The 23,574-nt window shown below is 73.5% G+C and carries 22 protein-coding genes and 1 pseudogene; 7 read left to right on the top strand and 16 right to left on the bottom strand.

Going from position 1 to position 23,574, the window contains the following annotated elements; genetic code table 11:
* The first annotated feature begins 141 nt into the window (after positions 1-141).
* Positions 142-1,311: a methyltransferase domain-containing protein gene (locus ACFV0T_RS10015; RefSeq protein ID WP_385776421.1), complete on the top strand. Its 1,170-nt coding sequence runs from the start codon at positions 142-144 to the stop codon at positions 1,309-1,311.
* Here ACFV0T_RS10015 and ACFV0T_RS10010 read toward each other — a convergent pair.
* From ACFV0T_RS10010 to ACFV0T_RS09990, 5 genes and pseudogenes are all read right to left on the bottom strand, one after another.
* Positions 1,308-2,603 (bottom strand): RNA polymerase sigma factor, encoded by a 1,296-nt coding sequence (locus ACFV0T_RS10010; protein ID WP_385776419.1) that lies wholly within the window; start codon positions 2,601-2,603, stop codon positions 1,308-1,310. The two genes, ACFV0T_RS10015 and ACFV0T_RS10010, sit on opposite strands and share 4 nt — an antisense overlap.
* Before the next feature lie 44 nt (positions 2,604-2,647).
* The gene (locus ACFV0T_RS10005) at positions 2,648-3,004 is read right to left on the bottom strand and encodes a YciI family protein (protein WP_385776417.1); all 357 of its coding nucleotides are present in this window, start codon (positions 3,002-3,004) and stop codon (positions 2,648-2,650) included.
* Positions 3,005-3,201: 197 nt separating this feature from the next.
* Positions 3,202-4,212, bottom strand: coding sequence for an LCP family protein (locus ACFV0T_RS10000; protein ID WP_385776668.1), 1,011 nt, complete (start codon positions 4,210-4,212; stop codon positions 3,202-3,204).
* A 229-nt stretch (positions 4,213-4,441) separates the two neighbouring features.
* A pseudogene (locus ACFV0T_RS09995) lies at positions 4,442-4,683 on the bottom strand (cellulose binding domain-containing protein); the annotation flags it as partial.
* 75 nt (positions 4,684-4,758) lie between these two features.
* On the bottom strand, positions 4,759-5,814 hold the full coding sequence (locus ACFV0T_RS09990) for a LacI family DNA-binding transcriptional regulator (RefSeq protein ID WP_385776415.1): 1,056 nt from the start codon (positions 5,812-5,814) through the stop codon (positions 4,759-4,761).
* Positions 5,815-5,923: 109 nt separating this feature from the next.
* Between ACFV0T_RS09990 and ACFV0T_RS09985 the strand changes: the two genes are divergently transcribed.
* The 3 genes from ACFV0T_RS09985 to ACFV0T_RS09975 all read left to right on the top strand — a co-directional run bounded on the left by ACFV0T_RS09985 (position 5,924) and on the right by ACFV0T_RS09975 (position 10,858).
* Positions 5,924-8,233, top strand: coding sequence for a glycoside hydrolase family 3 N-terminal domain-containing protein (locus ACFV0T_RS09985; RefSeq protein ID WP_385776413.1), 2,310 nt, complete (start codon positions 5,924-5,926; stop codon positions 8,231-8,233).
* Between the two features lie 160 nt (positions 8,234-8,393).
* Positions 8,394-9,857, top strand: coding sequence for a M48 family metalloprotease (locus ACFV0T_RS09980; RefSeq protein WP_385776411.1), 1,464 nt, complete (start codon positions 8,394-8,396; stop codon positions 9,855-9,857).
* Positions 9,854-10,858: a hypothetical protein gene (locus ACFV0T_RS09975; protein ID WP_385776409.1), complete on the top strand. Its 1,005-nt coding sequence runs from the start codon at positions 9,854-9,856 to the stop codon at positions 10,856-10,858. The genes ACFV0T_RS09980 and ACFV0T_RS09975 overlap by 4 nt, the downstream gene beginning before the upstream one ends.
* 17 nt (positions 10,859-10,875) lie before the next feature.
* Here ACFV0T_RS09975 and ACFV0T_RS09970 read toward each other — a convergent pair whose 3' ends face one another.
* Genes ACFV0T_RS09970 through tsaB form a run of 4 tightly spaced genes read right to left on the bottom strand, consistent with a single transcriptional unit; the run spans position 10,876 to position 13,397 of the window.
* Positions 10,876-11,133, bottom strand: a complete 258-nt coding sequence (locus ACFV0T_RS09970) for a hypothetical protein (protein WP_385776407.1) — start codon at positions 11,131-11,133, stop codon at positions 10,876-10,878.
* Positions 11,130-12,233, bottom strand: coding sequence for a tRNA (adenosine(37)-N6)-threonylcarbamoyltransferase complex transferase subunit TsaD (gene tsaD, locus ACFV0T_RS09965; RefSeq protein WP_385776405.1), 1,104 nt, complete (start codon positions 12,231-12,233; stop codon positions 11,130-11,132). Before tsaD ends, ACFV0T_RS09970 begins: the two co-directional genes overlap by 4 nt.
* Entirely contained in the window at positions 12,226-12,744 is a 519-nt protein-coding gene (gene rimI, locus ACFV0T_RS09960; protein WP_385776403.1) for a ribosomal protein S18-alanine N-acetyltransferase, read from the bottom strand. The genes tsaD and rimI overlap by 8 nt, the downstream gene beginning before the upstream one ends.
* Entirely contained in the window at positions 12,741-13,397 is a 657-nt protein-coding gene (tsaB, locus tag ACFV0T_RS09955) for a tRNA (adenosine(37)-N6)-threonylcarbamoyltransferase complex dimerization subunit type 1 TsaB (protein ID WP_385776401.1), read from the bottom strand. The genes rimI and tsaB overlap by 4 nt, the downstream gene beginning before the upstream one ends.
* A gap of 192 nt (positions 13,398-13,589) precedes the next feature.
* Between tsaB and ACFV0T_RS09950 the strand changes: the two genes are divergently transcribed.
* On the top strand, positions 13,590-14,144 hold the full coding sequence (locus ACFV0T_RS09950) for a hypothetical protein (protein ID WP_385776399.1): 555 nt from the start codon (positions 13,590-13,592) through the stop codon (positions 14,142-14,144).
* 181 nt (positions 14,145-14,325) lie between these two features.
* Here the strand turns inward: ACFV0T_RS09950 and ACFV0T_RS09945 are convergent, their stop codons facing one another.
* The 7 genes from ACFV0T_RS09945 to ACFV0T_RS09915 form a co-directional block, all read right to left on the bottom strand.
* Complete coding sequence (locus tag ACFV0T_RS09945) at positions 14,326-14,487, bottom strand: hypothetical protein (RefSeq protein WP_385776397.1); 162 nt, start codon at positions 14,485-14,487, stop codon at positions 14,326-14,328.
* A 150-nt stretch (positions 14,488-14,637) separates the two neighbouring features.
* Positions 14,638-15,150, bottom strand: a complete 513-nt coding sequence (gene tsaE, locus ACFV0T_RS09940) for a tRNA (adenosine(37)-N6)-threonylcarbamoyltransferase complex ATPase subunit type 1 TsaE (protein ID WP_385776395.1) — start codon at positions 15,148-15,150, stop codon at positions 14,638-14,640.
* Positions 15,116-16,363 carry an alpha/beta fold hydrolase gene (locus ACFV0T_RS09935; RefSeq protein WP_385776393.1) on the bottom strand — a complete coding sequence of 416 codons (1,248 nt, stop codon included), beginning with the start codon at positions 16,361-16,363 and terminating at the stop codon, positions 15,116-15,118. Before ACFV0T_RS09935 ends, tsaE begins: the two co-directional genes overlap by 35 nt.
* A complete protein-coding gene (gene alr / locus ACFV0T_RS09930; RefSeq protein WP_385776391.1) occupies positions 16,360-17,685 on the bottom strand; it encodes an alanine racemase in 1,326 nt (441 codons plus the stop codon). Before alr ends, ACFV0T_RS09935 begins: the two co-directional genes overlap by 4 nt.
* Positions 17,686-17,781: 96 nt before the next feature.
* Positions 17,782-18,519, bottom strand: a complete 738-nt coding sequence (locus tag ACFV0T_RS09925) for a L,D-transpeptidase family protein (RefSeq protein ID WP_385776389.1) — start codon at positions 18,517-18,519, stop codon at positions 17,782-17,784.
* Positions 18,520-18,696: 177 nt separating this feature from the next.
* Positions 18,697-20,136 (bottom strand): NAD(P)H-hydrate dehydratase, encoded by a 1,440-nt coding sequence (locus ACFV0T_RS09920; protein WP_385776387.1) that lies wholly within the window; start codon positions 20,134-20,136, stop codon positions 18,697-18,699.
* Between the two features lie 117 nt (positions 20,137-20,253).
* Positions 20,254-20,625: a holo-ACP synthase gene (locus tag ACFV0T_RS09915; protein WP_385776385.1), complete on the bottom strand. Its 372-nt coding sequence runs from the start codon at positions 20,623-20,625 to the stop codon at positions 20,254-20,256.
* A gap of 178 nt (positions 20,626-20,803) precedes the next feature.
* On the opposite strand from ACFV0T_RS09915, the gene ACFV0T_RS09910 reads away from it, so the two are divergent.
* Both ACFV0T_RS09910 and ACFV0T_RS09905 read left to right on the top strand, forming a co-directional pair.
* Complete coding sequence (locus ACFV0T_RS09910; protein ID WP_385776383.1) at positions 20,804-21,775, top strand: tetratricopeptide repeat protein; 972 nt, start codon at positions 20,804-20,806, stop codon at positions 21,773-21,775.
* Positions 21,776-21,789: 14 nt separating this feature from the next.
* Entirely contained in the window at positions 21,790-23,517 is a 1,728-nt protein-coding gene (locus tag ACFV0T_RS09905) for a M16 family metallopeptidase (protein WP_385776381.1), read from the top strand.
* The last annotated feature ends 57 nt before the right edge of the window (positions 23,518-23,574 follow it).

The raw sequence follows: 23,574 nt of genomic DNA, 5'->3' as shown, positions 1-23,574 counted from the left end.
CCTCGAAGTCCCGACAAAACTACTTTTGTCATCTTGTACGACCACTCGCATGTTGCCGGATCCTCCCAGGCCACAGCCCCGAACCCGCCCCGACACCGCCACCGGAGGCAGACCATCCACCGACTGGCCCACAATGAGCCGGTGAACGACCTGCACGCCCTCCTCACGCCCGAAGGCCGCGCCCTCCTCGACGAGGTGCGCGACACCGCCCCGGCCGACGAACTCGCCGTCGCCACCCGGCTGCGCCGCGACCACCCCGCCGAACTGGTCTCGGCGGCGCTCGGACAGGCGCGGCTGCGCCAGCGGGCGGCGGCGAAGTTCGCGGCCGAGGACGCGCGGCGGATGTTCTTCACGCCCAACGGGGTGGAGCAGTCCACCCGGACGTCGGTGGCGACGTACCGCGCGCGGAGGTTCGCGGAGCTCGGCGTGACCTCGGTCGCCGACCTGTGCTGCGGGATCGGCGGCGACGCGATCGCGCTCGCCCGCGCCGGTATCCGCGTCCTGGCCGTGGACCGCGACCCGTCGACGGCGGCGGTGGCGCGCGCGAACGCCGACGCGCTGGGGCTCGCCGGTCTGATCGAGGTGCGGGAGTCGGACGTCACGGAGGTGGACGCCGCCGCGTACGACGCCGTCTTCGTGGACCCGGCGCGCCGGGGCGGCCGCGGCCGCGTCTTCGATCCGGAGGCGTACTCGCCGCCGCTGTCCTGGGCGGTGGACGCGGCCCGGAAGGCCCGGCACGCCGCACTGAAGGTCGCGCCCGGCATTCCGCACGAGGCGGTTCCCGCCGAGGCCGAGGCCGAGTGGATCTCGGACGGCGGGGACGTGAAGGAGGCCGTGCTGTGGTTCGGCACGGACCCGGGGGTGGTGCGCGCCACCCTGCTGCCCGGCCCGCGCACCCTGCTCTCCCGTGGCCTGCCGAACCCCGGGGTCCGTCCCGTCGGCCGCTATCTGTACGAGCCGGACGGCGCCGTCATCCGCGCCCATCTGGTCGCCGAGGCGGCCGAGGAGGTCGGCGGCGGACTCGTCGACGAGACCATCGCGTACGTCACGGCGGACGAGCTGCGCCCGACGGTGTACGCCTCGGCGTACGAGATCACCGACCAGCTCCACTTCAGCGTCAAGAGGCTGAAGGCGCTGCTGCGGGAGCGGGAGGTCGGGGTGCTGACCGTCAAGAAGCGCGGGTCGGCGGTGGAGCCGGAGGAACTGCGCCGCAAGGTCAAGCCGCAGGGGCCCAACGCGGCGACGGTGTTCCTCACCCGGGTCGCGGGCGCGCCGACGATGCTGATCGGCCACCCCGCCCCGGCCGGTTAGGACAGCTCCGCCGCCCGGCGCAGGACCAACTCCCGTTCCCGTTCGTTGCGCGCCAGCGCCGCCGCCCGTTCGAACTCCGCGCGCGCCTGCGCCGTTCGCCCCAGCCGCGCCAGCAGGTCGCCCCGCACGCTGGGCAGCAAGTGGTAGTCCCGCAGGGCGGGTTCGGCGGCGAGCGCGTCGACGATGGCCAGGGCCGGGGCCGGTCCCTGCGCCATCGACACGGCCACCGCGCGGTTGAGTTCGACGACCGGGGAGGGCGCGCGGGCGGCGAGCAGGCCGTAGAGCGTGGCGATGGTCGGCCAGTCGGTCTCCTCGTAGGTGGACGCGTGGGCGTGGCAGGCGGCGATCGTGGCCTGGAGGACGTAGGGGCCGGGGGCGCCGGATGGGGATCCCTCCGCTCGGGCGAAGCCGGGAGTGGGGGAGGTGACGTCGGCGCGGGCGAGGGCGTCGACGCCGCGGGCGACGAGCATGCGGTTCCAGCGGCGGCTGTTCTGGTCCCTGAGCAGGATCGGTGCGCCGTCGGGGCCGGTGCGGGCGGCCGTGCGCGAGGCCTGGAACTCCAGCAACGCCACCAGGCCGTGCACCTCCGGCTCCTTGGGCATCAGCGCCGCCAGCTGCCGGGCGAGCCGCAGGGCGTCCTCGCACAGCGCCGGGCGCAGCCAGTCGTCGCCTGCCGTGGCCGCGTACCCCTCGTTGAAGATCAGGTAGATGACGTCGAGGACCGAGCCGAGCCGGGCCTCGCGGTCGGGGCCGTGGGGCACCTCGAAGGCGACGTTCTTCGTGGCCAGGGTGCGTTTCGCGCGGACGATGCGCTGGGCGATCGTCGGTTCCGGGGTGAGGAAGGCACGGGCGATCTCGGGTGTGGTGAGGCCGCCGAGCAGCCGCAGGGTGAGGGCGGTACGGGCCTCGGCGGACAGCACCGGATGGCAAGCGGTGAAGACGAGCCGGAGCAGGTCGTCGTCGATGTCGTCCGGGTCGGCGGGCTCCTCCGCGGGCACGGTGGTCTCCAGGTCGCGGCCGATCTCCGCGAGCTTTCGGGCGTAGTTCTCCCTGCGGCGGACCAGGTCGACGGCGCGGCGGCGGGCGGCGGTGACGAGCCAGGCGCCCGGGTTGTCGGGCACGCCGTCGCGCGGCCACTGCTCCAGGGCCGCGACCAGCGCGTCCTGCGCCAGTTCCTCCGCGATGCCGACGTCGCGCACCACCCGGGCGACGGCGGCGATGACGCGGGGGGACTCCAGGCGGAAGACGGTCTCGATGGCGCCGCGCGGGTCGGCGGGGGGCTGCGGGCTCACAGTCCCCCATCGAACACCTCTGCCCGGCTCAGGCCAAGGAGGGCTCAGCCCTCGGCGATCTCCCGCACCTCGCAGGTCACCGTCCAGTACTCCTCGTGGACCTTCAGGAACCGCTTGGTCCACTCGATGGCCTCGGCGAGGTCCTTGCACTGCATGATGGCGTAGCCGCCGACGACCTCCTTGGCCTCGGTGAACGGCCCGTCGGTGACGGAGATCCGCCCGCCCTCCCAGCGCACCCGGGTGCCCTGCGCGGTCGGGGTCAGCCCGGCGGTGTCGAGCATGACGCCGGCCTTGGTGACCTCCTCGATCAGCTCGCCCATCCGCTGCATCAGCTCGGGGCTGGGTCCTTCGGCGGGTGCGGCGGACTCGTCGATCTGCACGAGCGACAGGTAGCGGGGCATGGTGACTCCTCACGGCGGTGGGCGACCCGTACGGTGACGAGTCTCCCGGGCGGGGTCTCTCCCCGCCTCTCACCTGTGCGTCGAACGGGAACCGGGCGGATCGACACGGCCGACGGGATTCCTCGGAGAATTCTTCTCGGGGCTCGGCGGCCGGCCACCGATCAGCCGACTGTCACCAAGGTCATGACCGACCAGACCTATCGCAGGGACTCCCACAGCTCGCTCGCCGCCGGTTCCCGCGCGACCACCCGGTTGGCGTCCGAGGGGGCGGTGACCACCGGCATCATCACCGTCCTGACGTCGTCGGCCGACAAGTCCTTCACGCTCGCGCCCAGGTCGCTGAGTTCGCCCAGCGAGTCGAGGCCGGTGTCGGTGGTCAGGCTGCCGGTGACGGCGTCGGCGACCTCGTAGAGCCTGGCGGGGTCGGTCAGCAGGTCGGTCGAGGCGATCTGCTCCAGCAGCGCCTTCACCAGTTTCTGCTGGAGGCCGATGCGGCCGAGGTCGCTGCCGTCGCCTATGCCGTGCCGGGTGCGGGCGAGCGCGAGGGCCTGCTTGCCGTCGAGGTGGTGGGTGCCCGCCTTCAGGTGCAGATGGCTGTCGTCGTCGTCGATGTCCTTGTCCGTGGTGACGGTGACCCCGCCGAGGGCGTCCACCAGCTTCGCGAAGCCCGCGAAGTCGATCTCGATGTAGTGGTCCATGCGCACGTCGGTGATCGACTCGACGGTCTTCACCGCGCAGACCGGACCGCCCACCGAATAAGCGCTGTTGAACATCGCGCCGTACGCCACCGCCGTCGAACCCCCCGACGCCAGTGGGCAGGACGGACGGGTGACCAGCGTGTCGCGCGGGATGCTGACGACGGTGGCCGTCGTGCGCCCGGCGTCGATGTGCACGACCATCGCCGTGTCGGAGCGGGCGCCGGAGCTGCTGCCGCCGCCGAGTTCCTGGTTCTCGGTGCCGCTGCGCGAGTCCGAGCCGAGGACCAGGATGTTCAGCGCCTCGGTCGGCACCGGGGAGGCTGCGGCCGACGGGGACGCCGGTCCGGCGGGCGTCGGTGTGGTCACCGACCTGGCCGGACGGTCGTCGCCGAGCGCGCTGTCGATGTCGACGCTCCTGATGTTGCTGTTCAGATGCCAGTAGGCCCAGCCCGCCGCCCCGCTGCCGAGCACCAGGGCGCCCGCGAGGGTGAGACCGGCGGCCTTGAGGATGGTCGACCGCCGGCCTCCGCGTCTGCCCGCTTGCCCGTTCTTGTCCTCGTTCTTGTCCTCGTTCTTGTCCTCGTTCTTGTTCTCGTTCTTGTCCTCGTTCTGGTTCTCGTCCTTGTTCTCGTCGTGTCCGGTCACGAAGAGGAACGTAAGTCCGAATTATGCAACAGTCGCGCCCGGGGTGTCTTTCTTGGGAAAATCTCACTTTTCTCAGGACGAACCAAGCCCTGTGTCATCCCAGGGTCACCGTGGGCAGCGGATTGCTGCCGCTCCAGGACGCGTTGAAGCCGAACGACACCGAACCGCCGTCCGGGACCGATCCGTTGTAGGAGGCGTTCACGCACGACACGGCCGCCCCCGACCGGGTGCAGGTCGCGTTCCAGGCCTGACCGATCTGCCGGCCGGCGCCGTAGGTCCAGTCGCCTTCCAGGAGGAGAGCGAGGCGCCGGAGCAGGCGATCCGCACCTGGCGGGGACCTCCGAAAGTTTCGGTCGTCCAACCGATTGACTTCGGTGGAGTGTGGAGGCGCCGACCCCACCCGTCAATACGTCAACTTCCGGCCGCGGGCGCCCCGGTACTGGATCGCACCACCAGGCTGGTGGCCAGCTCCACCCGGGTCGCCGTCGGCGCTCCCTCCCCGCGCGCCAGCTCCAGCACCAGCCGCGCCGCCGCCTCCGCCATCTCCGTCAGCGGCTGCCGGACGGTGGTCAGCGGCGGCCCCACCCAGCGCGCCACCGGCAGGTCGTCGAACCCGACCACGCTCAGGTCGTCCGGGACGCGCAGCCCCATCTCGCGGGCGGCCTCGTAGAGCCCGAGGGCCTGGAGGTCGTTGCCGGCGAAGACGGCGGTGGGCCGGTCCGGCAGGTTCAGCAGTTCGCGGCCGAGGCGGTAGCCGGCCTCGTGATGGAAGTCCCCGGTCTTGATCAGTGCCCGGTCGACGGGCAGGCCGGCCGTCTCCAGGGCGGCCCGGTAGCCGTCCACCCGGGCACGGCTGCACATCATGGTCGCCGGTCCGCTGATGGCGCCGATGCGGGTGTGCCCGAGGTCGACCAGGTGCCGGGTGGCGGCGAGGCCGCCCTGCCAGTTGGTGGCGCCGATGGACGGCACGTCGGCGCCCGGGTCGCCGGCCGGGTCCATCACCACGAACGGGATGGACCTGCTGGTCAGCAGTGCGCGCTGGGACTCGTCGAGGCCGGACAGGACCAGGATCACGCCGTGCGGACGACGGGCGGCGACCTGGTCGGCCCAGGTCCGCCCCGGGGTGAGCCGCCCGGCGCTCTCGCTGAGCACCACGCTCAGCCCGGCGTCCCGGGCCACGTTCTCCACACCCCGGATGACCTCCATCGCCCAGGCGCTCTCCAGTTCGTGGAAGACCAGGTCGATCAGCGGCGAGCGGCTGGCCTCGGCCCGGCGGCGCCGGTAGCCGTGGGCGCGCAGCAGTTCCTCCACGCGGAGCCGGGTGGCGGGGGCGACGTCGGCGCGGCCGTTGAGGACCTTCGAAACAGTCGGCGCCGACACACCTGCCTCGCGGGCGATCTCGGCGAGGGTCGCGGTCCGGGCGGACCGCGCTGTCGTCTGGGATTCGGCGGGCTCCGGGGCTGTCATGGCGGCGATCGTATCCCTGCGCGACCTCTTGACGAACCCCCTGTCGAGCCATAGGTTCCCGGAACATTCGGGTTTCCAGTCGAAACATTCGAACTACGAGTGGAGCTTCATGACCACCGCCCCCTGGCGTGACCCCGCTCTGCCCGCCGCCACCCGTGTCGACGACCTCCTCGCCCGGATGACCCTGGAGGAGAAGACCGCCCAGCTCTACGGCGTGTGGGTGGGCGCCGCCACGGACGGCGACGGGGTCGCCCCGCACCAGCACGACATGACCGCCGACCGGGCCGAGCACGAATGGGACGAGCTGATCGCCCTCGGCCTCGGCCAGCTCACCCGCTCCTTCGGGACGGCCCCCGTCGACCCCGGCCTCGGCGCCCGCGCCCTGGCCCGCGCCCAGCGCCGGATCGTGGCGGCGGGCCGTTTCGGCATCCCGGCCGTCGCGCACGAGGAGTGCCTGGCCGGCTTCACGGCCTGGCGGGCCACGGCGTATCCCGTGCCGCTGGCCTGGGGCGCGAGCTTCGACCCGCCGCTGGTCGAGGAGATGGCCCGGCACATCGGCCGCGACCTGCGCTCGGTGGGCGTGCACCAGGGGCTGGCCCCGGTCCTGGACGTGGTCCGCGATCCCCGCTGGGGCCGGGTCGAGGAGACCATCGGCGAGGACCCGTACCTGGTCGGCACGGTCGGCAGCGCCTATGTGCGCGGCCTGGAGTCGGCCGGTGTCATCGCCACGCTCAAGCACTTCGCGGGGTACGCGTCCTCGGCGGGCGCCCGCAATCTGGCCCCGGCGCGGGCCGGCGTCCGGGAGCTCGCCGACATCACGCTGCCGCCCTTCGAGATGGCACTGCGCGAGGGCGGGGCGCGCTCGGTGATGGCGGCGTACAACGAGACGGACGGCGTACCGGCGTCGGCGGACCCGTGGCTGCTGACCGAACTTCTGCGGGAGGAGTGGGGCTTCACTGGCACGGTGGTCGCCGACTACTTCGGCATCGGTTTCCTGGAGACCCTGCACCGGGTCGCCGGCTCGCCCGCCGAGGCGGCCCACCTGGCCCTCGCGGCCGGCATCGACGTCGAACTGCCGACGCTGAAGTGCTACGGGCCGGAGCTGGTCGCGGCGGTACGGGCCGGTACGGTCCCGGCGGACCTGGTGGACCGGGCGGCCCGCCGCGTGCTGCTCCAGAAGTGCGAACTGGGCCTGCTGGACGAGGACTGGACCCCGGAACCGGCGGAGCCGGTCGACCTGGACTCGGCGGCGAACCGGACCCTGGCCCGGCGCCTCGCCGAGGAGTCGGTGGTCCTGCTGGACAACCCCGACGGCATCCTCCCCCTGGCCCCCGACACCCGTATCGCGGTGGTCGGCCCCCGCGCGGCGGACGCGCTCGCGATGCTGGGCTGCTACTCGTTCCCGTCGCACGTGCTGACGCATCACCCGCAGGTGCCGATGGGGATCGAGATCCCCACGGCCGTGGAGGCGCTGCGCGCCGAACTGCCGGACGCGAAGGTCACGTTCGCCGAGGGCTGCGGGGTCACGGACCCGGACGACTCGGGCTTCGAGGAGGCGGTGGCGCGGGCGTCGGAGGCGGACGTGTGCGTGGCGTTTTTGGGCGACCGGGCCGGGCTGTTCGGCCGGGGCACCTCCGGCGAGGGCTGCGATGTGGCGGACCTTCGGCTGCCCGGGGCCCAGGGCGACCTGCTGGACCGGCTGGTGGCGACGGGCGTCCCGGTGGTACTGGTTCTGCTGACCGGCCGCCCGTACGCGCTGGGCCGCTGGCACGGGCGGCTGGGAGCGGTGGTCCAGGCGTTCTTCCCGGGCGAGGAGGGCGGCCCGGCGGTGGCGGGCGTCCTCTCGGGCCGGGTCAATCCGTCGGGCCGCCTGCCGGTGAGCGTGCCGCGCGAGCCGGGGGGCCAGCCGTGGACGTACCTCCAGCCGCCGCTGGGGCTGGCGGGCGAGGTCAGCAGCCTGGACCCGACCCCGCTGTACGCGTTCGGGCACGGGCGCTCGTACACGGCGTTCGCGTGGGAGGACTTCGCGGGCGCCGCGGCGGAGATCGGCACGGACGGCTCGTACGACGTCTCGGTGACCGTCCGCAACACGGGCGACCGGGCGGGCACGGAGGTCGTCCAGCTGTACCTGCACGACCCGGTGGCGTCGGTGACCCGCCCGGACGTGCGCCTGATCGGCTACCAGCGGGTGGAGCTGGCGCCGGGCGCGGCGCGGCGCGTGACGTTCCGCTTCCACGCGGACCTGTCCGCCTTCACCGACCGGCGGGGACACCGGGTGGTCGAACCCGGGGCCCTGGAGCTTCGGTTGGGCGTCTCCATCGCGAAGATCCGGCACACGGCCCGGCTGACCCTCACGGGGCCGGTACGGGTGCTGGGGCCGGACCGCGGACTCCGGTGCGAGGTGACCGAAGGCGCGTGAGCGAGAGCGGGTGGGCACACGGGCGGGAGCGCGTGGGTCCGGGGTGGTGTCGGCGCTGAAGCCGGTCCCCCGGTTGACGCCCGACGAGCGAGGGGATCCGGCCACCTCGGTATGCCACAATCCGCCGACATCTCACCCGCACGACAGGAACGCACGCTCGATGGACATACAACCGAAGCCGCTCCGTGAGTGGCTGCTCATCGGCGCGATGCTGGCCGTGGCCGGTCTGCCGCTGGTCATCGTCCCGCTCGGGCTGATCCTCGCGAGCATGCTGTGGGACGCCCCGTGGCCCGTCCTGATACCGCTCCTGTGGCCGCTCGGGACGGTAGTGGCCGGGGCGGTGGGTACCGTCACGGGACGGGACCGGATTCCCGGGCGGGCCGTGCGGCCGAAGGACGAACCGGAGCTGTGCGCGCTGGTGCGGGACGTGGCCGAGCGGGCCGGCTTCCAGGAGCCGCTGCTCGTACAGGTCGTCCCGGATGCGGACGCGTCGCTGGGGCGGGTGAGGGCCGGCGGCGTACGCGCCTACGCCCTGGTGCTCGGTCTGCCCTTGCTGCGCGCGCTGACCGCGGCCGAGCTGGCGTCGGTGATCGCGCACGAACTGGGGCACGAGCGGCACATCCGCGACCGGCGCACGCACCTGCTCCAGCTGGCCCGCGGCGCCCTCACGGCCCGTCTGGACCGCCGCTTCCGCCCGCTCGCGCCGCTGGCCACGCCGCTGCTGCGGGCCACCCAGCCACAGGTGTGGCGGGCGGAGACGGCGGCCGACGCCGACGCCGTCCGGGTCGCCGGCACCGCGGCCACCGCCGAGGCACTGCGCCGGAGCGGGATGCTCCACGCGGCGTTCGAGGGGCTCGGCGGCGCCTGGTGGGCCGAGTGCGCCGAGAAGGACATGTACCCCGAGGACTTCTACGACGCCCTCGACACCGCCCTGCGCGACCCGCTCGTGGCCCACCACACGGCTCGCGCCGCCGCCGCGGACGAGGAAGAGGCCGCCCTCGACCCGTACGCCATGGAGGGCCACCCGCCGACCGCCGAGCGGATCGCCGCGCTGCCTGCCGATGTCGAAGCGTCGTCGCCCTACGGCGACGCGCCCGTCGTGCTGCGGACCGCGGAGTCCCTCGAGAGCTGGTGCGTGAAGGAGATCGCCGAGGTGGAGGACGCGGCGGTCGACAACTGCCGTCCCGTGCGCCTCCTCGATCTGCCCGACGACGAACTGCACGACCTCGACGACGGCATGGCCCGCGCGCTCCTGCTGCGCGCGACCGGCCAGGAGGCGCTGGAGCAGGCGGTGTCCGCCGCCCTGGACTCCGTCGCCGACGGCACCTGGCCGCGGCTGGCCCGCCGTCTCGAACCAGGGTTGCGGTGGATGCCGGCCACGGTGCGTCCGGTGACCGCCCGCAGGGTGCTGGCCGTCGCCGTGACATCCGGGCTGGAATCCGTACTGCGCGAGGCCGGCTGGACCTACGCCGGGCGCTGGCTGAACAGCGTCCTCACCACGCCCGAGGGCACGGTGGTCGTCGACCTGCGTGAACTGGTCACCGACGCCCTGACGGACGGGGAACCGGCGCCCGTACGGGACCTGCTGGCGACCGCCGGAACCCGACAGGAGACGGCCGCGTGAGACACCCCGGCCCCGCCCTGCGCGTCGCGCTGCTCGGCATCGCCGTCACCGTCGTCGGCTACGCCCTGTTCGCCGCGTGGCTCGCCGGTCACGCGCACGCCTACGAGAGCGCCCGCGACCGGGCCACGGCAACGGCCACCGGGTTGATCGTCGAGGACGGTATCGGCGACGACGCGGACATCCGCGTGCGCTGGACGGACGCGGTCGGCCACACGCGCGTACAGCGCTTCGGCGTCTACGACACCGAGCGCTACGCCGAGGGCAGGCACTTCCGCGTCGCCTACGACCCCGTGCGGGCGGATCCGCGGGGCTTCCCTGCGGACCCCGACGAGACCGTGGCCGAGGAAGACCTCGAAGTGCCCGTCGTGCTCGGCGCGATCGCGGTCGTCCCGCTGTGCGGGATCTGGGTCTGGCGCGGGGTGCGGTTCCGCTGGGCGTCACGGTGGCAGGGCCGCCCGATGACGGCGGCGGTGCACTGCGGGAGGCGTACGGGGAGCCTGTGGCGGAGCGCGGAAACGACGTGGCTGGCGCTGACGCCGGCGGACGGGCCGGAACGGCCGGACCACCCGGAGCTTTCCAAGCTGCCCGAGCGCTGGCAGCGGGTCATGTGGCACCCGGCGCTCGCCGATCTCGCCGACGGCCCGGTGCCGGTGACCGTGCACGCGCGCGGGAAGCGGCCCGCCGTGGTGCGACTGCCCGACGGCACCCGCCTGGTGCCGCTGGGACGGTCGCGCCGGAAGCTGCCGTCCGGGTTCGACATCGGTGACCACGCCGTGCGGGCCGACCTGCGGAACACCTTCGTCCTCCCGGTCGGCGCCGTGCTGCGCCCCGCCCGTCCCTGGTGGCGGGAGGGCGCGGTCATCGCGGGTCTGGGTGCCGTGTTCGGCGTCGTCCTGGGCTTCACGGCCGGCGGCGGAACACTGGTCGCGGTGGTGGGGTTCGTCCTGTGCCTGCCGCCCCTGTTCTTCTCGTCCTGGGCCCTCTCCGCGCCGCAGCCCTGAGCGGGTGCCCGGCGCAGTCAGTCCTCCGCCACCTGCTCGAACCGCCACCGGTGCACCGCCCGGGTCACCAACCCGGCCGCCGGCTCGGGAAGTTCGGGCAGCTCGGCGTCGTGGGCCGCGTCCCACCAAGTGATGACGAGGACCCGGTCCTGCGGGGCCCGGAAGGTCTCCCGGCGCAGTGGCGCAGGCGTCAGAGGCTGGGCGCGGGCCCAGGTCAGCAGGTCCTCCCCGCGCCCGGTGACCGCCCGCGCCTCCCACATCAACGCGACGGTCACGAGTAGAGGTTGTCCTTGCTGACCTCGTGAACGTGGTCGTGGCTGTGGCCGTGGTCGTGGCCCGGCACATGGGGGTCCGTCACCGGCAGCGAGGAGTCCGCCGAGAGGTCCCAGCCGGAGGCCGGCCGGTTGCGGGCGACCATCTCCGCGCCGAGCGCGGCCACCATCGCCCCGTTGTCGGTGCACAGCTTGGGGCGCGGTACCCGCAGCCGGATGCCGGCCGCCTCGCAGCGCTCCTGGGCCAGCACCCGCAACCGGGAGTTGGCGGCGACGCCGCCACCGATCATCAGGTGGTCGACGCCCTCGTCCTTGCAGGCCCGGACGGCCTTGCGGGTCAGGACGTCCACGACCGCCTCCTGGAAGGAGGCCGCCACGTCACGGACCGGGACGTCCTCCCCCGCCGCCCGCTTGGCCTCGATCCAGCGGGCGACGGAGGTCTTCAGCCCGGAGAAGGAGAAGTCGTACGCCGGGTCGCGCGGCCCGGTCAGCCCGCGCGGGAAGGCGATGGCGCGCGGGTCGCCCTCCTTGGCGTACCGGTCGATGACCGGACCGCCGGGGAAGCCGAGGTTCAGCACCCGGGCGATCTTGTCGAAGGCCTCGCCGGCCGCGTCGTCGATGGTCGCGCCCATGGGGCGGACGTCCGAGGTGATGTCCGAGGACAGCAGCAGCGACGAGTGGCCGCCGGAGACCAGCAGGGCCATCGTCGGCTCGGGCAACGCGCCGTGCTCCAGCTGGTCGACGCAGATGTGCGAGGCGAGGTGGTTCACGCCGTAGAGCGGCTTGCCGAGCGCGTACGCGTACGCCTTCGCCGCCGAGACGCCGACCAGCAGGGCGCCCGCCAGGCCGGGGCCCGCCGTGACCGCGATGCCGTCCAGGTCGCTCGCGCTGACCCCCGCCTCCTTCAGCGCGCGGTCGATGGTGGGGACCATCGCCTCCAGGTGGGCGCGGGACGCCACCTCCGGCACCACCCCGCCGAACCGGGCGTGCTCGTCGACGCTGGACGCGATGGCGTCCGCCAGCAGGGTGGTGCCGCGCACGATGCCGACGCCGGTCTCGTCGCAGGAGGTCTCGATCCCCAGGACCAGGGGTTCGTCAGTCATTGATCTCGGTTCCTTGTTCGGGGGTGGAACCCGCGGCGGATTCCGTGGTCAGCCGCATCACCAGGGCGTCGACGTTGCCCGGCTGGTAGTAGCCGCGTCTGAATCCGATGGGCTCGAAGCCGAAGCGCTCGTAGAGCTTCTGGGCGCTGACGTTGTCGACCCGGCATTCGAGCATGACCTCGTCGCACTCGAAGGTGGTCGCGGCCCGCAGCAGGTCGGTCAGCAGACGCGAGCCCAGGCCCGTGCCCTGGTGGTCGCGGGCGACGGCGATGGTCTGGACGTCCGCCAGGTCGCCGGAGGCGGCCAGGCCCGCGTAGCCGACGACGCGGTCGCCGACCTCGGCCACGACGTACCGCCGGGTCGCCTCGGGGCCTCGCGAATGGGCCAGCTCGGACCAGAACATGCCCCGCGACCAGGCGTCCTCGGGGAAGAGGTCCTTCTCCAGCTCCAGCACGGTGTCGATGTCCCACCAGCGCATCTCGCGCAGGCGCGGGGTCAGGGGTCCGGTCACTTGGGGGTGACCACCTTGTAGTTCTTGGGCACCTGCGCGTCGGGACGGCGCAGGTACAGCGGCCGGGGCGGCTCCAGTTCCTCGCCCGCGGCCAGTTTCTCGGCGGCCAGGGCGGCGAGCGCGGCGGCGGACACGTGCTCGGGCTCGTGGGCGACCGGGAAGGTCTCGGGGTAGAGCAGCGCGCCCGCGCCGACCGCCGGCAGCCCGGCCACCTGGTCGGCGATGTCGGCGGGCCGGTCCACGGCGGGGCCGGTCAGCCGGGTCCGGGAGTCGGCGTACGTCGCCCAGTAGACCTCCTTGCGGCGGGCGTCGGTCGCCACGACGAAGGGGCCCTTGTCGATGTCGGCGGCGTACGCGAGGCCGTCCAGCGTGCACAGGCCGTAGACCGGCACGCCGAGCGCGAGCCCGAAGGTGTCGGCGGTCATCAGGCCGACCCGCAGCCCGGTGTACGGACCGGGTCCGGTGCCGACGACGACCGCGGTGACGGCGTCCAGCTTCAGTCCGGCCTCGGCGAGCACTCGGTCGACGGCGGGCAGCAGCAGCTCGCCGTGCCGGCGGGCGTCCACCTGGCTGGACGAGGCGATGACGTCCGTGCCGTCGTGCAGGGCGACGGTGACGGCGGGGGTGGCGGTATCCAGAGCGAGCAAGAGCACGCAAACAGCCTACGGCTCCGCGAGGCGTGTCGGACGCGCTGTGCTCAGCCCGGGTGGGAGCGGGATCCGTCGCGGGGCGTCCGACACGGGCGCCGGCCCCGGGCACGGACGCCCGGGTCGGGCGGAGCCCGCTGCTAACGTCGCGAGGAGTCACGACGTACGGCGCTCGGTACAGATGCAGAGGTGGCAGCGGTGGCAAGCAGCAGCGCGGGATTCGTGGCCGGGCTCACCGCGGTGGCCGTGGTGACGGTCGGCTTCCTCACCTACCAGGCCGCGGCGACCGTCCCGGCGGGCTTCAGCGGCGACGCCCGTGCGAGTGCGTCCCCCACGACGGCCGCGAAGGCGCCCCGGGACAAGAAGAACCCCACCGCGCTGCCCGGGGGCTCAGGTACGGGTGAACGGGTCGTGTACTCGGTGGACGACGACCGGGTGTGGCTGGTCGCCGCGACCGGCCGGGTCGAGCGCACCTTCATGGTCACGCCGGGCAGCGTCGACCCGGTGCCGGGTTCCTACGCCGTGACCTCCCGCTCGAAGGCGGTCACCGGCACCGACGGCACCCCCATCGAGCACGTCGTCCGTTTCACCAGCGTGGGCGAGGTGGTCATCGGTTTCAGCGCGGCGGTGGACAACGCTCCGCCGCCGATCGAGACGACCGTGAAGACGGGCGGTATCCGGGAGTCCCGCAAGGACGGCGACGCGATGTGGGTGTTCGCGACGATCGGCCAGCGGATCGTCGTCATCCGCTAGCTCGTACCTGTTCCCGGTGTCCGCTGCGTCCGCTGTTCCCGGTGACCGCTGTTCCCGGTGACCGGTATCCCCGGTGATCGGTATCCCCGGCGGGAAGCCGGCGTGACCGCCGCGTCCACCGCGTCCACCGCGTCCACCGCGTCCACCGCGTCCACCGCGTCCACCGCGTCCACCGCGAAAGCTACGCGGCCTCGCGGTGGCCGTCCGCGGGCACGACGGCCTCGGGGGCCCGCGGCGGAGTGGAGATCACGTCCGCCGCCGCGCACGACGCCAGCAGCTCGCGCATGAACAGCCCTGGCTGCACGCGCTGTGCGGGCTGCACCTGGGGTTCCGAAGCGGGCATGGACGCCTCCTGAGGGCCGGGGGCGGACGTGGTTAGGTAGACCTAACTACGGACTGGATACCATGTGACCACGCCCGGAGCGCCTGACGCAATATCTTGCCGACGCCTTGTCGGAACCTTCATACGGTCGTCTCAGGCCGCGAGACGCGCTCAGGCCGAGAGCACTCTCAGGTCGACCGCCGTCCAGCGCTCCCCCAGCCCGGTCACCGTCACGTGCCGCACCTCGTCGGTCGTGTCCCCCACGGCCCGGTGGATCCGCACCTGGAGCCGCTCGTCCGTCAGCTCCTCGACCTTGCCCTCGCCCCACTCCACGACGATCACCGACTCGGGCAGCGAGACATCGAGGTCGAGGTCCTCCATCTCGTCCAGACCGCCGCCCAGCCGGTAGGCGTCGACGTGCACGAGCGGCGGCCCGTCGCCGAGCGAGGGGTGAACCCGGGCGATCACGAAGGTCGGGGACGTGACGGCGCCGCGCACGCCGAGCCCCTCACCGAGTCCGCGGGAGAGCGTGGTCTTGCCCGCGCCGAGCTCCCCGCTGAGCATCACCAGGTCGCCCGCGCGCAGCAGCTTGGCCAGACGGCGGCCCAGTTCCCGCATCTGGTCGGGCGAGGTGACGGTCAGTTCGAGGTCAGCCGGGTTGCGCGGTGCTGCTGGTGCTTCCATAGCCACCCACGGTAGCCCCTGCGGGCACCGCGCCCGCGCGGGTGAGCAGGTCGGCAAGGCGGTCGGTGACCGCTTCCGGGTGCTCCAGCATCACCAGGTGCCCGGCGTCCGGTACGAGGACGAGTTCGGCGTCGGGCAGCAGGTCGGCGATGGCCTCGCTGTGCTCGCTCGGGGTGACCAGGTCCCTGACCCCGGCCAGCACGAGCACCGGCATCTCCTGGAACAGGGCGAGCGCCCCGGTCTTGTCGTGGTCGGTGAACGCCGGATAGAACTCGGCGACCACGTCGATCGGCGTGCTCTCGATCATCCGCTCGGCGAACCGCTCGACCGCGGGATCCACGTCCCTGGACGCGAACGAGTACCGCTTGATGATCCCGGCGAACAGCTCCGCCGTCGCCCTGCGCCCCTTCTCCACCAGTTCGGCCTGCTGCCCCAGCGCCTTCAGCACACCGGGGAGCACCCGTCGCACCGCGTTGACGCCGGCGACGGGCAGCCCGAAGTTGACCTCGCCGAGCCGCCCGGACGAGCTGCCGACGAAGGCCGCGGCGACGACCCGGTCCCGGATCAGCTCCGGATACTGGGCCGCCAGCGCCATCACGGTCATCCCGCCCATGGAGTGCCCGACCAGCACGATCGGCCCGTCCGGCACGGCCGCGTCTATGACGGTCTTCAGGTCCTGCCCGAGCTGGTCGATGGTGACCGGCACACCGTCCTGGATCTGCGCCGCGCCGCGCCCGGACCGGCCGTGGCTGCGCTGGTCCCAGTGCACGGTCCGTACGACACCCCGCAGCGCCGCCCGCTGGAAGTGCCAGGAGTCCTGGTTGAGGCAGTAGCCGTGGCTGAAGACGACGGTGACCGGGAGGGGGGCCTTGCGGCCGAAGAGCCGGCGCCTGCGGGGTGCCGGACCTCCCTCGGGCTCGACGTCGTCGACCTCGTAGTACAACTCGGTGCCGTCGTCGGCGTACGCCTTGCCGGGCGTGCCGCGCAGCGCGCCGTACGGTCCGGTCGAGTCCAGCGCGAGCCTGGCGCGCCTGCGCATCCCGCGTCCGACCGTCATCCGCTCGACGGCGACACCGGCCGCCGCGCCCGCCGCCAGCACGCCTATCGCGGCTCCCGCGAGACCGGTCGTCCTGCGCCAGCCGCCGGACGCCGCCGCTGCGGAGGCGACGGCCGCTGTGGCGCTCGCGACGGCCTCCGCACTGCTCTCGCTCACGTACCGCTCCTCTTCGCCGTGCCGGCCGGGCCAGCCGTGGGGGCGGTGGCGGCCGCACTGGTCGTCGTAGTCGTCGTGTTCTTCGGCGTACTTGTCGTAGCCGTCGTGTACTTCGTCGTGGTCGTTGTGTTCGTAGTACCGCTTTCCGGTTTCTCGTTCACATAGACGCGTGGAACGCGCGTTCCGATGCGCGTGACGATTTCGTACGCGATGGTGCCGGCGGACTGCGCCCAGTCCTCGGCGGTGGGCTCGCCGTGGTCGCCCGGGCCGAAGAGCACGGCGGGGGAACCCTCCTCGGGCTCGTCCCCGCCGAGGTCGACGACGAACTGGTCCATCGCGATCCGTCCCGCGACCGTGCGCCACTTGCCGCCGACCAGGACCGGTCCGCTGCCGGAGGCGTGCCGCGGGATGCCGTCCGCGTAGCCGACGGGCACCAGGCCGAGGGTGGTCTCGCCGGGGGTGACGTAATGGTGGCCGTAGCTCACGCCGTGACCGGCCGGGACCCGCTTCACCAGCGCGACGGACGCCGACAGCGTCATCACGGGGCGCAGCCCGAAGTCGGCGGGCGTGCCGAGCTCGGGGCTGGGCGAGATGCCGTAGACGGCGATCCCGGTGCGGACCAGGTCGAAGTGGCTCTCGGGAAGGGTGAGCGTGGCGGGCGAGTTGGCGATGTGCCGCACCTCGGGGCGGACGCCCTGCGCCTCCGCGTACGCCACCATCTCCCGGAAGAGCGTGAGCTGGGCGGCGATGGAGGGATGCCCGGGTTCGTCGGCGCAGGCGAAGTGCGACCAGAGTCCGGTGATCCGCAGCGTCCCCTCGGCCTCGGCGGCCAGGGCCGCGCCGACCAGTTCGGTCCAGTCGTCGCCGGGCTGGCAGCCGCCCCGGCCGAGCCCCGTGTCGGCCTTGAGCTGTACGCGCGCGGGCACTCCGGCCGCCCGCGCCGCCTCCGTGACCTCACGCAGCGCCCACATCCCGCTGAGGGACACGTCGACGTCGGCCTCGATCGCCGCCCGCCAGGGCCCGCCGGGCGTCCACAGCCAGCACATGATCCGCCCCGGCAGCCCGGCGGCACGCAGCGCCAGCGCCTCCTCGGGCGTGGCCGTACCGAGCCAGGTCGCGCCCGCCTCGACGGCCGCGCGGGCACACTCCACCGCGCCGTGGCCGTACGCGTCGGACTTCACGACGGCCATGAGGGCCGCGCCCGGCGCGAGGGCGCGCAGGGTCCGCACATTGGCCCGCAGGGCGGCCAGGTCGATCTCGGCGCGGGCCCGCAGGGGTGCGGTCGGCGAGGGCACGGTCGGCGAAGGTGCTGTCTCATTCATGGCGCCCCCAGTGTCTCAGAGGGGGGTGACAGCCCCCCGGCACCGGGCCGGGGTCCTGGGCCGGGTCCGGGTCCGGGCCATCCGCGGGCCGGCGGGCTACGGCCCCGGCCTGTGCCCCCACACGTACACGCGGTCGTTCTTCCTCAGCACACCCCACAGCTTGCGCGCGTCGCGCAGCGTCAGGTTCACACAGCCCCAGGAACCGACGGTCGTGTGGATGCTGCCGTACACGGCGTGGAAGGCCTGCCCACCGCTGAAGAACTGGGCGTACGGCATGGCGGTGTGGTAGATCGTCGACACGTGGTGCTCGTGCCGCCAGTAGACCGTGTGCCATCCGGCACGCGTGCGGTGACCGGCCCGGCCGCTGCGCATGGACACGGGCCCGAACACCACCTTCTTGCCCTGCTGCACCCACGTCACCTGCCGGTCGAGGTCGACACAGGCCACGCGGTACGTCCGCACCGGACATCTCTTGGCCGCGTTGGGGTTCTTCGTCGCGGAATTCAGCGTCATGCGGGCCCAGGTGACGGGCCCGGCGAACCCGATGGCGGGCTCGATCTTCTCCTTCTGCTGGAACGCCCGGACGGCCCGGCAGTCGGCCGCCGACTGCTTCCCGTCCACCTTCCGCTCCAGCCACCGCTCGACCTGGCGTTGATACGGCCCGGCCTGCTTGCTGCACGACACGCGCGCGGCGTCCCGCGGTTCCAGCTCGGCCTCGGTCCCGGGCGCGGTGAGCGGGGGCACGGCGTGGGCGACGGCACCGACGCCGCCGAGGGGCAGGACGGTGAGGGTGGTGAGCAGGACGGCCAGACTTCGCATACGTACGCTGATCATGCGAGCAGCGAATCGCGGGGAGAGGGCAGCGCAGGGGCTGGCGCGCGGCGAGGTCACCCGTCCAGCCCGTCCGGCGCTCGAGGACGAGGCCGTCACGGCCGGATCGGGGGTCTGGGGGCGGCAGCCCCCCGGGGACGGGAAGGGTAGGGGCGGCGGGGGCGAGAAGACGAGAGGCCCTCAGTCCCGCCGCACGTCCCGCCACGCCCCCGGAATCGCCTCGGCGACATCATGCGCCCCCACCGGCGCCCCGTCCGACGCGAACCTCCCCGCCAGCCCGTGCAGATACGCCGCCACACTCCCCGCGTCCACCGCGCTCAGCCCCGCCGCCAGCAACGACCCGCCCAGCCCCGACAGCACATCTCCGCTCCCGGCCGTGGCCAGCCAGGACGTCCCGGTCGGGTTCACCCGTACGGGCCCGCCCCCGGGGCCGGCGACCAGCGTCGTCGACCCCTTCAGCAGCACCGCCGCCCCGTAGCGCCCCGCCAGCTCCCGCACCGACTCCAGCCGAGCCCCCTCGACCTCCTCCCGCGCCACCCCGAGCAGCGCCGCGGCCTCCCCCGCGTGCGGCGTCATCAGCGTCGGCGCCGTACGCGCCCGCACCGCCCCGGCGTCCGCCAGCCGCAGCCCGTCCGCGTCGAGCAGCACCGGCACGTCCGCCGCCAGCACCTCCGCCACGTCGGCCGCGTCGTCCCCGGCGCCCGGCCCGACGACCCATGCCTGCACGCGCCCGGCGTGCTTGGGCCCCCGGTCCGACACGAGGGTCTCCGGGAACCGGGCGATGACGGAGTCCCCCGCGGGCCCGACGTACCGCACGGCCCCGGCCCCGCCCCGCAGCGCCCCCGCCACGGCCAGGACGGCCGCCCCCGGATAGCGCGCCGACCCGGCGGCGATGCCGACGACACCGCGCCGGTACTTGTCGCTCTCCGCGCCCGGCACCGGCAGCAGCGCGGCGACGTCCGCGTGCTGCAACGCCTCCAGTTCGGCCGTGGCGGGCAGTTCGGGCCCGAGCCCGATGTCCACGAGCCGCACCGACCCGGCGTACTCGCGCGCCGGGTCGATCAGCAGCCCCGGCTTGTGCGTCCCGAAGGTCACCGTCAGATCGGCGCGTACGGCGGCGCCCTCCACCTCGCCGGTGTCCGCCGCCACCCCGCTCGGCAGGTCGACGGCGACGACGGCCGCACGGGACTCGGCGACGAGCGCGGCCAGGGCCGCCGCGTCCGGGCGCAGCCCGCCCCGGCCGCCGATCCCCACGATGCCGTCGAGGACGAGATCGGCCCGCAGGACCGGCCCCTCGGCGGCGTCCGGGGCGACCGTCACACCGCCGGCCCGGCGCAGCGCCGTGAGCCCGCCCGCGTGGGTCCGGTCGGGCGCCGGCAGCACCGCCGTGACACCCGCGCCGCGCCGGGCCAGCCGGGCCCCGGCGTACAGGGCGTCGCCGCCGTTGTCGCCGCTGCCGACCAGCAGCACGATCCGGCTGCCGTAGACCCGCCCGAGCAAGTCCGCGCAGGCGGCGGCCAGTCCGGCGGCGGCGCGCTGCATGAGCGCACCCTCCGGAAGCCGTGCCATCAGCTCCCGCTCGGCAGCCCTTACCGTCTCCACGCTGTACGCAGTACGCATGGGACCGAGTCTTCCCTACCGCACCCGCACCACGCAGGTTCTGGCCCTCCCCACGAGCAGCACGCAGGCCCCCCGGCCCGGCCGTCGTGGGGGGCCTACCCGGTCACCACGGAGCACCTACCCCTCCGCCACCACCACCGCCGACGCCACCCCCGCGTCATGGCTGAGCGACACATGCCAGGACCGCACCCCGAGCTCCGCCGCCCGCGCCGCCACCGTCCCCGTCACCCGCAGCCGCGGCTGTCCGCTGGCCTCGACGAACACCTCGGCGTCCGTCCAGTGCAGGCCGGCCGGTGCGCCCAGCGCCTTGGCCACCGCCTCCTTCGCCGCGAACCGCGCCGCGAGTGAGGCGATGCCTCTGCGCCCTCCGCTCGGCAGCATCAACTCACTCTCCAGGAACAGCCGTTGGGCCAGTCCGGGGGTGCGCTCCAGAGATGCCGCGAACCGCTCGATCTCGGCCACGTCGATACCGACCCCGATGATGCTCATACCGAGCACCCTACGGGGGAGGTCCTCCGTCGAAGCGCGTGTCACAGCAGGCTGCTAGCCTGCGGCAACTTGCCACTTCAGTCATACCAAGCGCATCACTCACACCATCACATTCACCACGGCGCGCCCTGGGGGGCCAGTCGGCGCGTCGTGGTCGGCATCGCCAGGGGGCGGAGGAATGAGCAGCACCAGCATCGGCAGGGCCAGAGCATCCGGAGGTACTCCGGTCCCGGTGTCCGACCCGTTCGACCACCTGCCCGAACTCGCCCCGCTGCGTCCCGCGGCGCAGGCCGGCGACTGGACCGCCGTACGGGCCTTCTTCACGGGCCTGGACTCCGTCGAGAAGGTCTCCTACGCCTCCAGCCTCCTCGCCGACATCGCCGGCGCCGAGGGCTTCCTGGAGCGGGCGGCCGCCGCACTGCCCGGTGACCCGCTGCCGCGCACGCTGCTGGCCGAGCGGTACATCCGCATCGGCTGGGACATCCGCAGCAGCTCCCGCGCCCAGCACGTCTCGCGCGATCAGTTCGACCAGTTCCACGCCTGGCTGCGCAAGGCCGAGCAACTGCTGATCGAGGTGTGCGCCGAACAGCCCGCGTACGCGCCCGCCTGGACGGCCCGGCTGCTCACGGCGCGCGGTCTGGAGCTGGGGCAGGCCGAGGCCCGCCGACGCTACGACCGGCTGTCCGCCCACCACCCCCACCACTACCGCGCGCAGATCCAGCTGCTCCAGCAGGTGTGTCCCAAGTGGAGCGGTTCCTGGGACGAGGCGCACGGCTTCGCCCGGGAGTGCGCGAGCGCCGCGCCCGACGGCTCGCCCGCCGGCGCCCTGGTCGCGCTCGCCCACATCGAGCACTGGCTGGACCTCGACAGCGGCGCGGACGCGGCGTACATGCGGGGTCTGCCGGTCCGTGACGACCTGCGGTTCGCCGCCCAGGTGTCCGTGCTGCACCGCGACCACCGCCCCGACTGGAACACGATCGGCGCGCACAGCGCGTTCGCCATGGCCTTCTCGATCGGCGGCCACTTCGAGGACGCGGCCCCGCACTTCGCCGCCCTGGGCGAGCGGGCCACGGAGTCCCCGTGGCAGTACCTGCCGGACTGGCGCGGCCAGTTCACCAAGTTCCGCAAGAACGCGCTCGCGAAGGTCTGAGGGGAAGACGGCACATGACCACGGAAGCGAACACCGACCTCGCCGCCCTCGACGGCCTGATCTCCCACACCACCACCCAGGGCGTCCCGACGCTCTACGCCCCGCGCCCCGGCGAGATCACCGCCGGGCTCTTCTTCCGGGTGGGCCGCGCCGACGAGACCCTGGCCACCGCCGGGATCACCCATCTCGTCGAGCACCTCGCCCTGCACCGCCTGGGCCTGTCCGACCTGCACTACAACGGCGCCACGTCGAACACGTACACCCTCTTCCACGTCACCGGCAGCGAGGAAGAGGTCGTCTCGTACCTCAACAGCGTCTGCGCGGCCCTGCGCGACCTGCCGCTCGCCCGGCTGGAGACGGAACGGGAGATCCTGCGCACCGAGGCGGCGAGCCGCAACGGCGGCCCCGGCTCCCAGCTGCCGCTGTGGCGCTACGGCGCCCAGAGCTACGGCCTGACCAGCTACAACGAGCTGGGCACCTGGGACCTGACCGCCGACCAGATCCGTCACTGGGCCGAGACCCGCTTCACCCGCGACAACGCGGTGCTGTGGCTGACCAGCGACAGGGTCCCGGAGGGACTGGACCTGACCCTGCCCGCCGGCACCCGCCACCCGGCCCCCGTCGCGACCAGCGCGCTGCCCACGACCCCCGCGTACATCCACGGCGACGACGGGCATGTCGTGTTCAACGCGGTCCTGCCCCGTTCCACCGCGGCCGCGGTCTTCGCGGACGTCCTGGGCCGGGCCCTCTTCCAGGACCTGCGCCAGGAGGGCGGCTACTCCTACTCGGCGGAGGCCGACTACTCCCCGCGCGACGCGGACTGGGCGACCCTCACCGCGTACGCCGACGCGCTGCCGAAGAAGCAGGACGCGGTGGTCGGCGGGTTCGTCGACACCCTCGCCCGCCTGCGGGCGGGCCGCATCGAACAGTCCGAACTGGACTCGGCGCGCGCCAAGATGCTCAAGATGTACGACACCCCCGACCTCGGCGCGGCCACCGTCCCGTCGTACGCCCTCGGCCTGCTCCTCGGGCACCGCATCCTCTCGCCCGAGCAGCACCGGGCCGAGCTGACCGCGGTCACGATCACCGACCTGCGCGACGTGGCGCGGGCGGCGTGGGCGAACGGCCTGCTCCAGGTGCCCGGCCGAGGCGCCGACTGGGCGGGCTTCACCCTCGCCCCGCAGTACTCCCAGGACGCCCTGACCGGCACCCGCCACCAGTCCCTGGAGGACGACCGGGTCACCCTGGTGATCGGCGCGGCGGGCGTCAGCCTCATCACCCCCGGCGGCCCGATCACGGTCGGCTACGACTCCTGCGCGGCCATGACCACCCGCCCCGACGGCGCCCGCAGCCTCACCGGCCGGGACGGCTTCTGCGTGTCGATCGAGCCGACCCTCTACCGAGGCGTGACCCCGGAGCGCATCGCGACGGTGGACGCGTCCGTCCCGCCGGCCGCGGTGGTCCACATGCCCGCCCGGGCCCCGGAACAGATCCCCCGGCCCCGCAAGCGGACCCCGGCCCAGGACTCCCCCAAGAAGTCGACCTGGGCGTGGACCCTCGCCCTGTCGGTCATCGGCTCACTCACAGCGGTCTGGTGCCTGCTGGCGGCGATCGTCACCGCCGACGAGGCCGACGCCGCGAACCCGGCGTGGGACGCGGTCGTCGGCGTATGGGGACTGGCCCTGCCCCTGCTCCTGGTGACCTGGAAACTCCACCAGGCCCGGCGGCGCAGACGCGGCTGACGTCCTCGCCGCCAGGTCCGCAGGGTCCGCAGGTCCGCAGAGTCCGCGGGGTCCACC

The organism is Streptomyces sp. NPDC059582, assembly GCF_042735715.1.
In the GTDB taxonomy this organism is placed as follows: domain Bacteria; phylum Actinomycetota; class Actinomycetes; order Streptomycetales; family Streptomycetaceae; genus Streptomyces.
This window is presented reverse-complemented; position numbering and strand designations above follow the sequence as displayed.

Bases quoted from the DNA above. Each gene is read 5' to 3' on its own strand.
- ACFV0T_RS10005 (WP_385776417.1), bottom strand. From the start codon at position 3,004: ATGCCCCGCTACCTGTCGCTCGTGCAGATCGACGAGTCCGCCGCACCC.
- ACFV0T_RS09990 (WP_385776415.1), bottom strand. From the start codon at position 5,814: ATGACAGCCCCGGAGCCCGCCGAATCCCAGACGACAGCGCGGTCCGCC.
- ACFV0T_RS09985 (WP_385776413.1), top strand. From the start codon at position 5,924: ATGACCACCGCCCCCTGGCGTGACCCCGCTCTGCCCGCCGCCACCCGT.
- ACFV0T_RS09980 (WP_385776411.1), top strand. From the start codon at position 8,394: ATGGACATACAACCGAAGCCGCTCCGTGAGTGGCTGCTCATCGGCGCG.
- tsaD (WP_385776405.1), bottom strand. From the start codon at position 12,233: ATGACTGACGAACCCCTGGTCCTGGGGATCGAGACCTCCTGCGACGAG.
- ACFV0T_RS09945 (WP_385776397.1), bottom strand. From the start codon at position 14,487: ATGCCCGCTTCGGAACCCCAGGTGCAGCCCGCACAGCGCGTGCAGCCA.
- tsaE (WP_385776395.1), bottom strand. From the start codon at position 15,150: ATGGAAGCACCAGCAGCACCGCGCAACCCGGCTGACCTCGAACTGACC.
- alr (WP_385776391.1), bottom strand. From the start codon at position 17,685: ATGAATGAGACAGCACCTTCGCCGACCGTGCCCTCGCCGACCGCACCC.
- ACFV0T_RS09925 (WP_385776389.1), bottom strand. From the start codon at position 18,519: ATGATCAGCGTACGTATGCGAAGTCTGGCCGTCCTGCTCACCACCCTC.
- ACFV0T_RS09920 (WP_385776387.1), bottom strand. From the start codon at position 20,136: ATGCGTACTGCGTACAGCGTGGAGACGGTAAGGGCTGCCGAGCGGGAG.
- ACFV0T_RS09915 (WP_385776385.1), bottom strand. From the start codon at position 20,625: ATGAGCATCATCGGGGTCGGTATCGACGTGGCCGAGATCGAGCGGTTC.
- ACFV0T_RS09910 (WP_385776383.1), top strand. From the start codon at position 20,804: ATGAGCAGCACCAGCATCGGCAGGGCCAGAGCATCCGGAGGTACTCCG.
- ACFV0T_RS09905 (WP_385776381.1), top strand. From the start codon at position 21,790: ATGACCACGGAAGCGAACACCGACCTCGCCGCCCTCGACGGCCTGATC.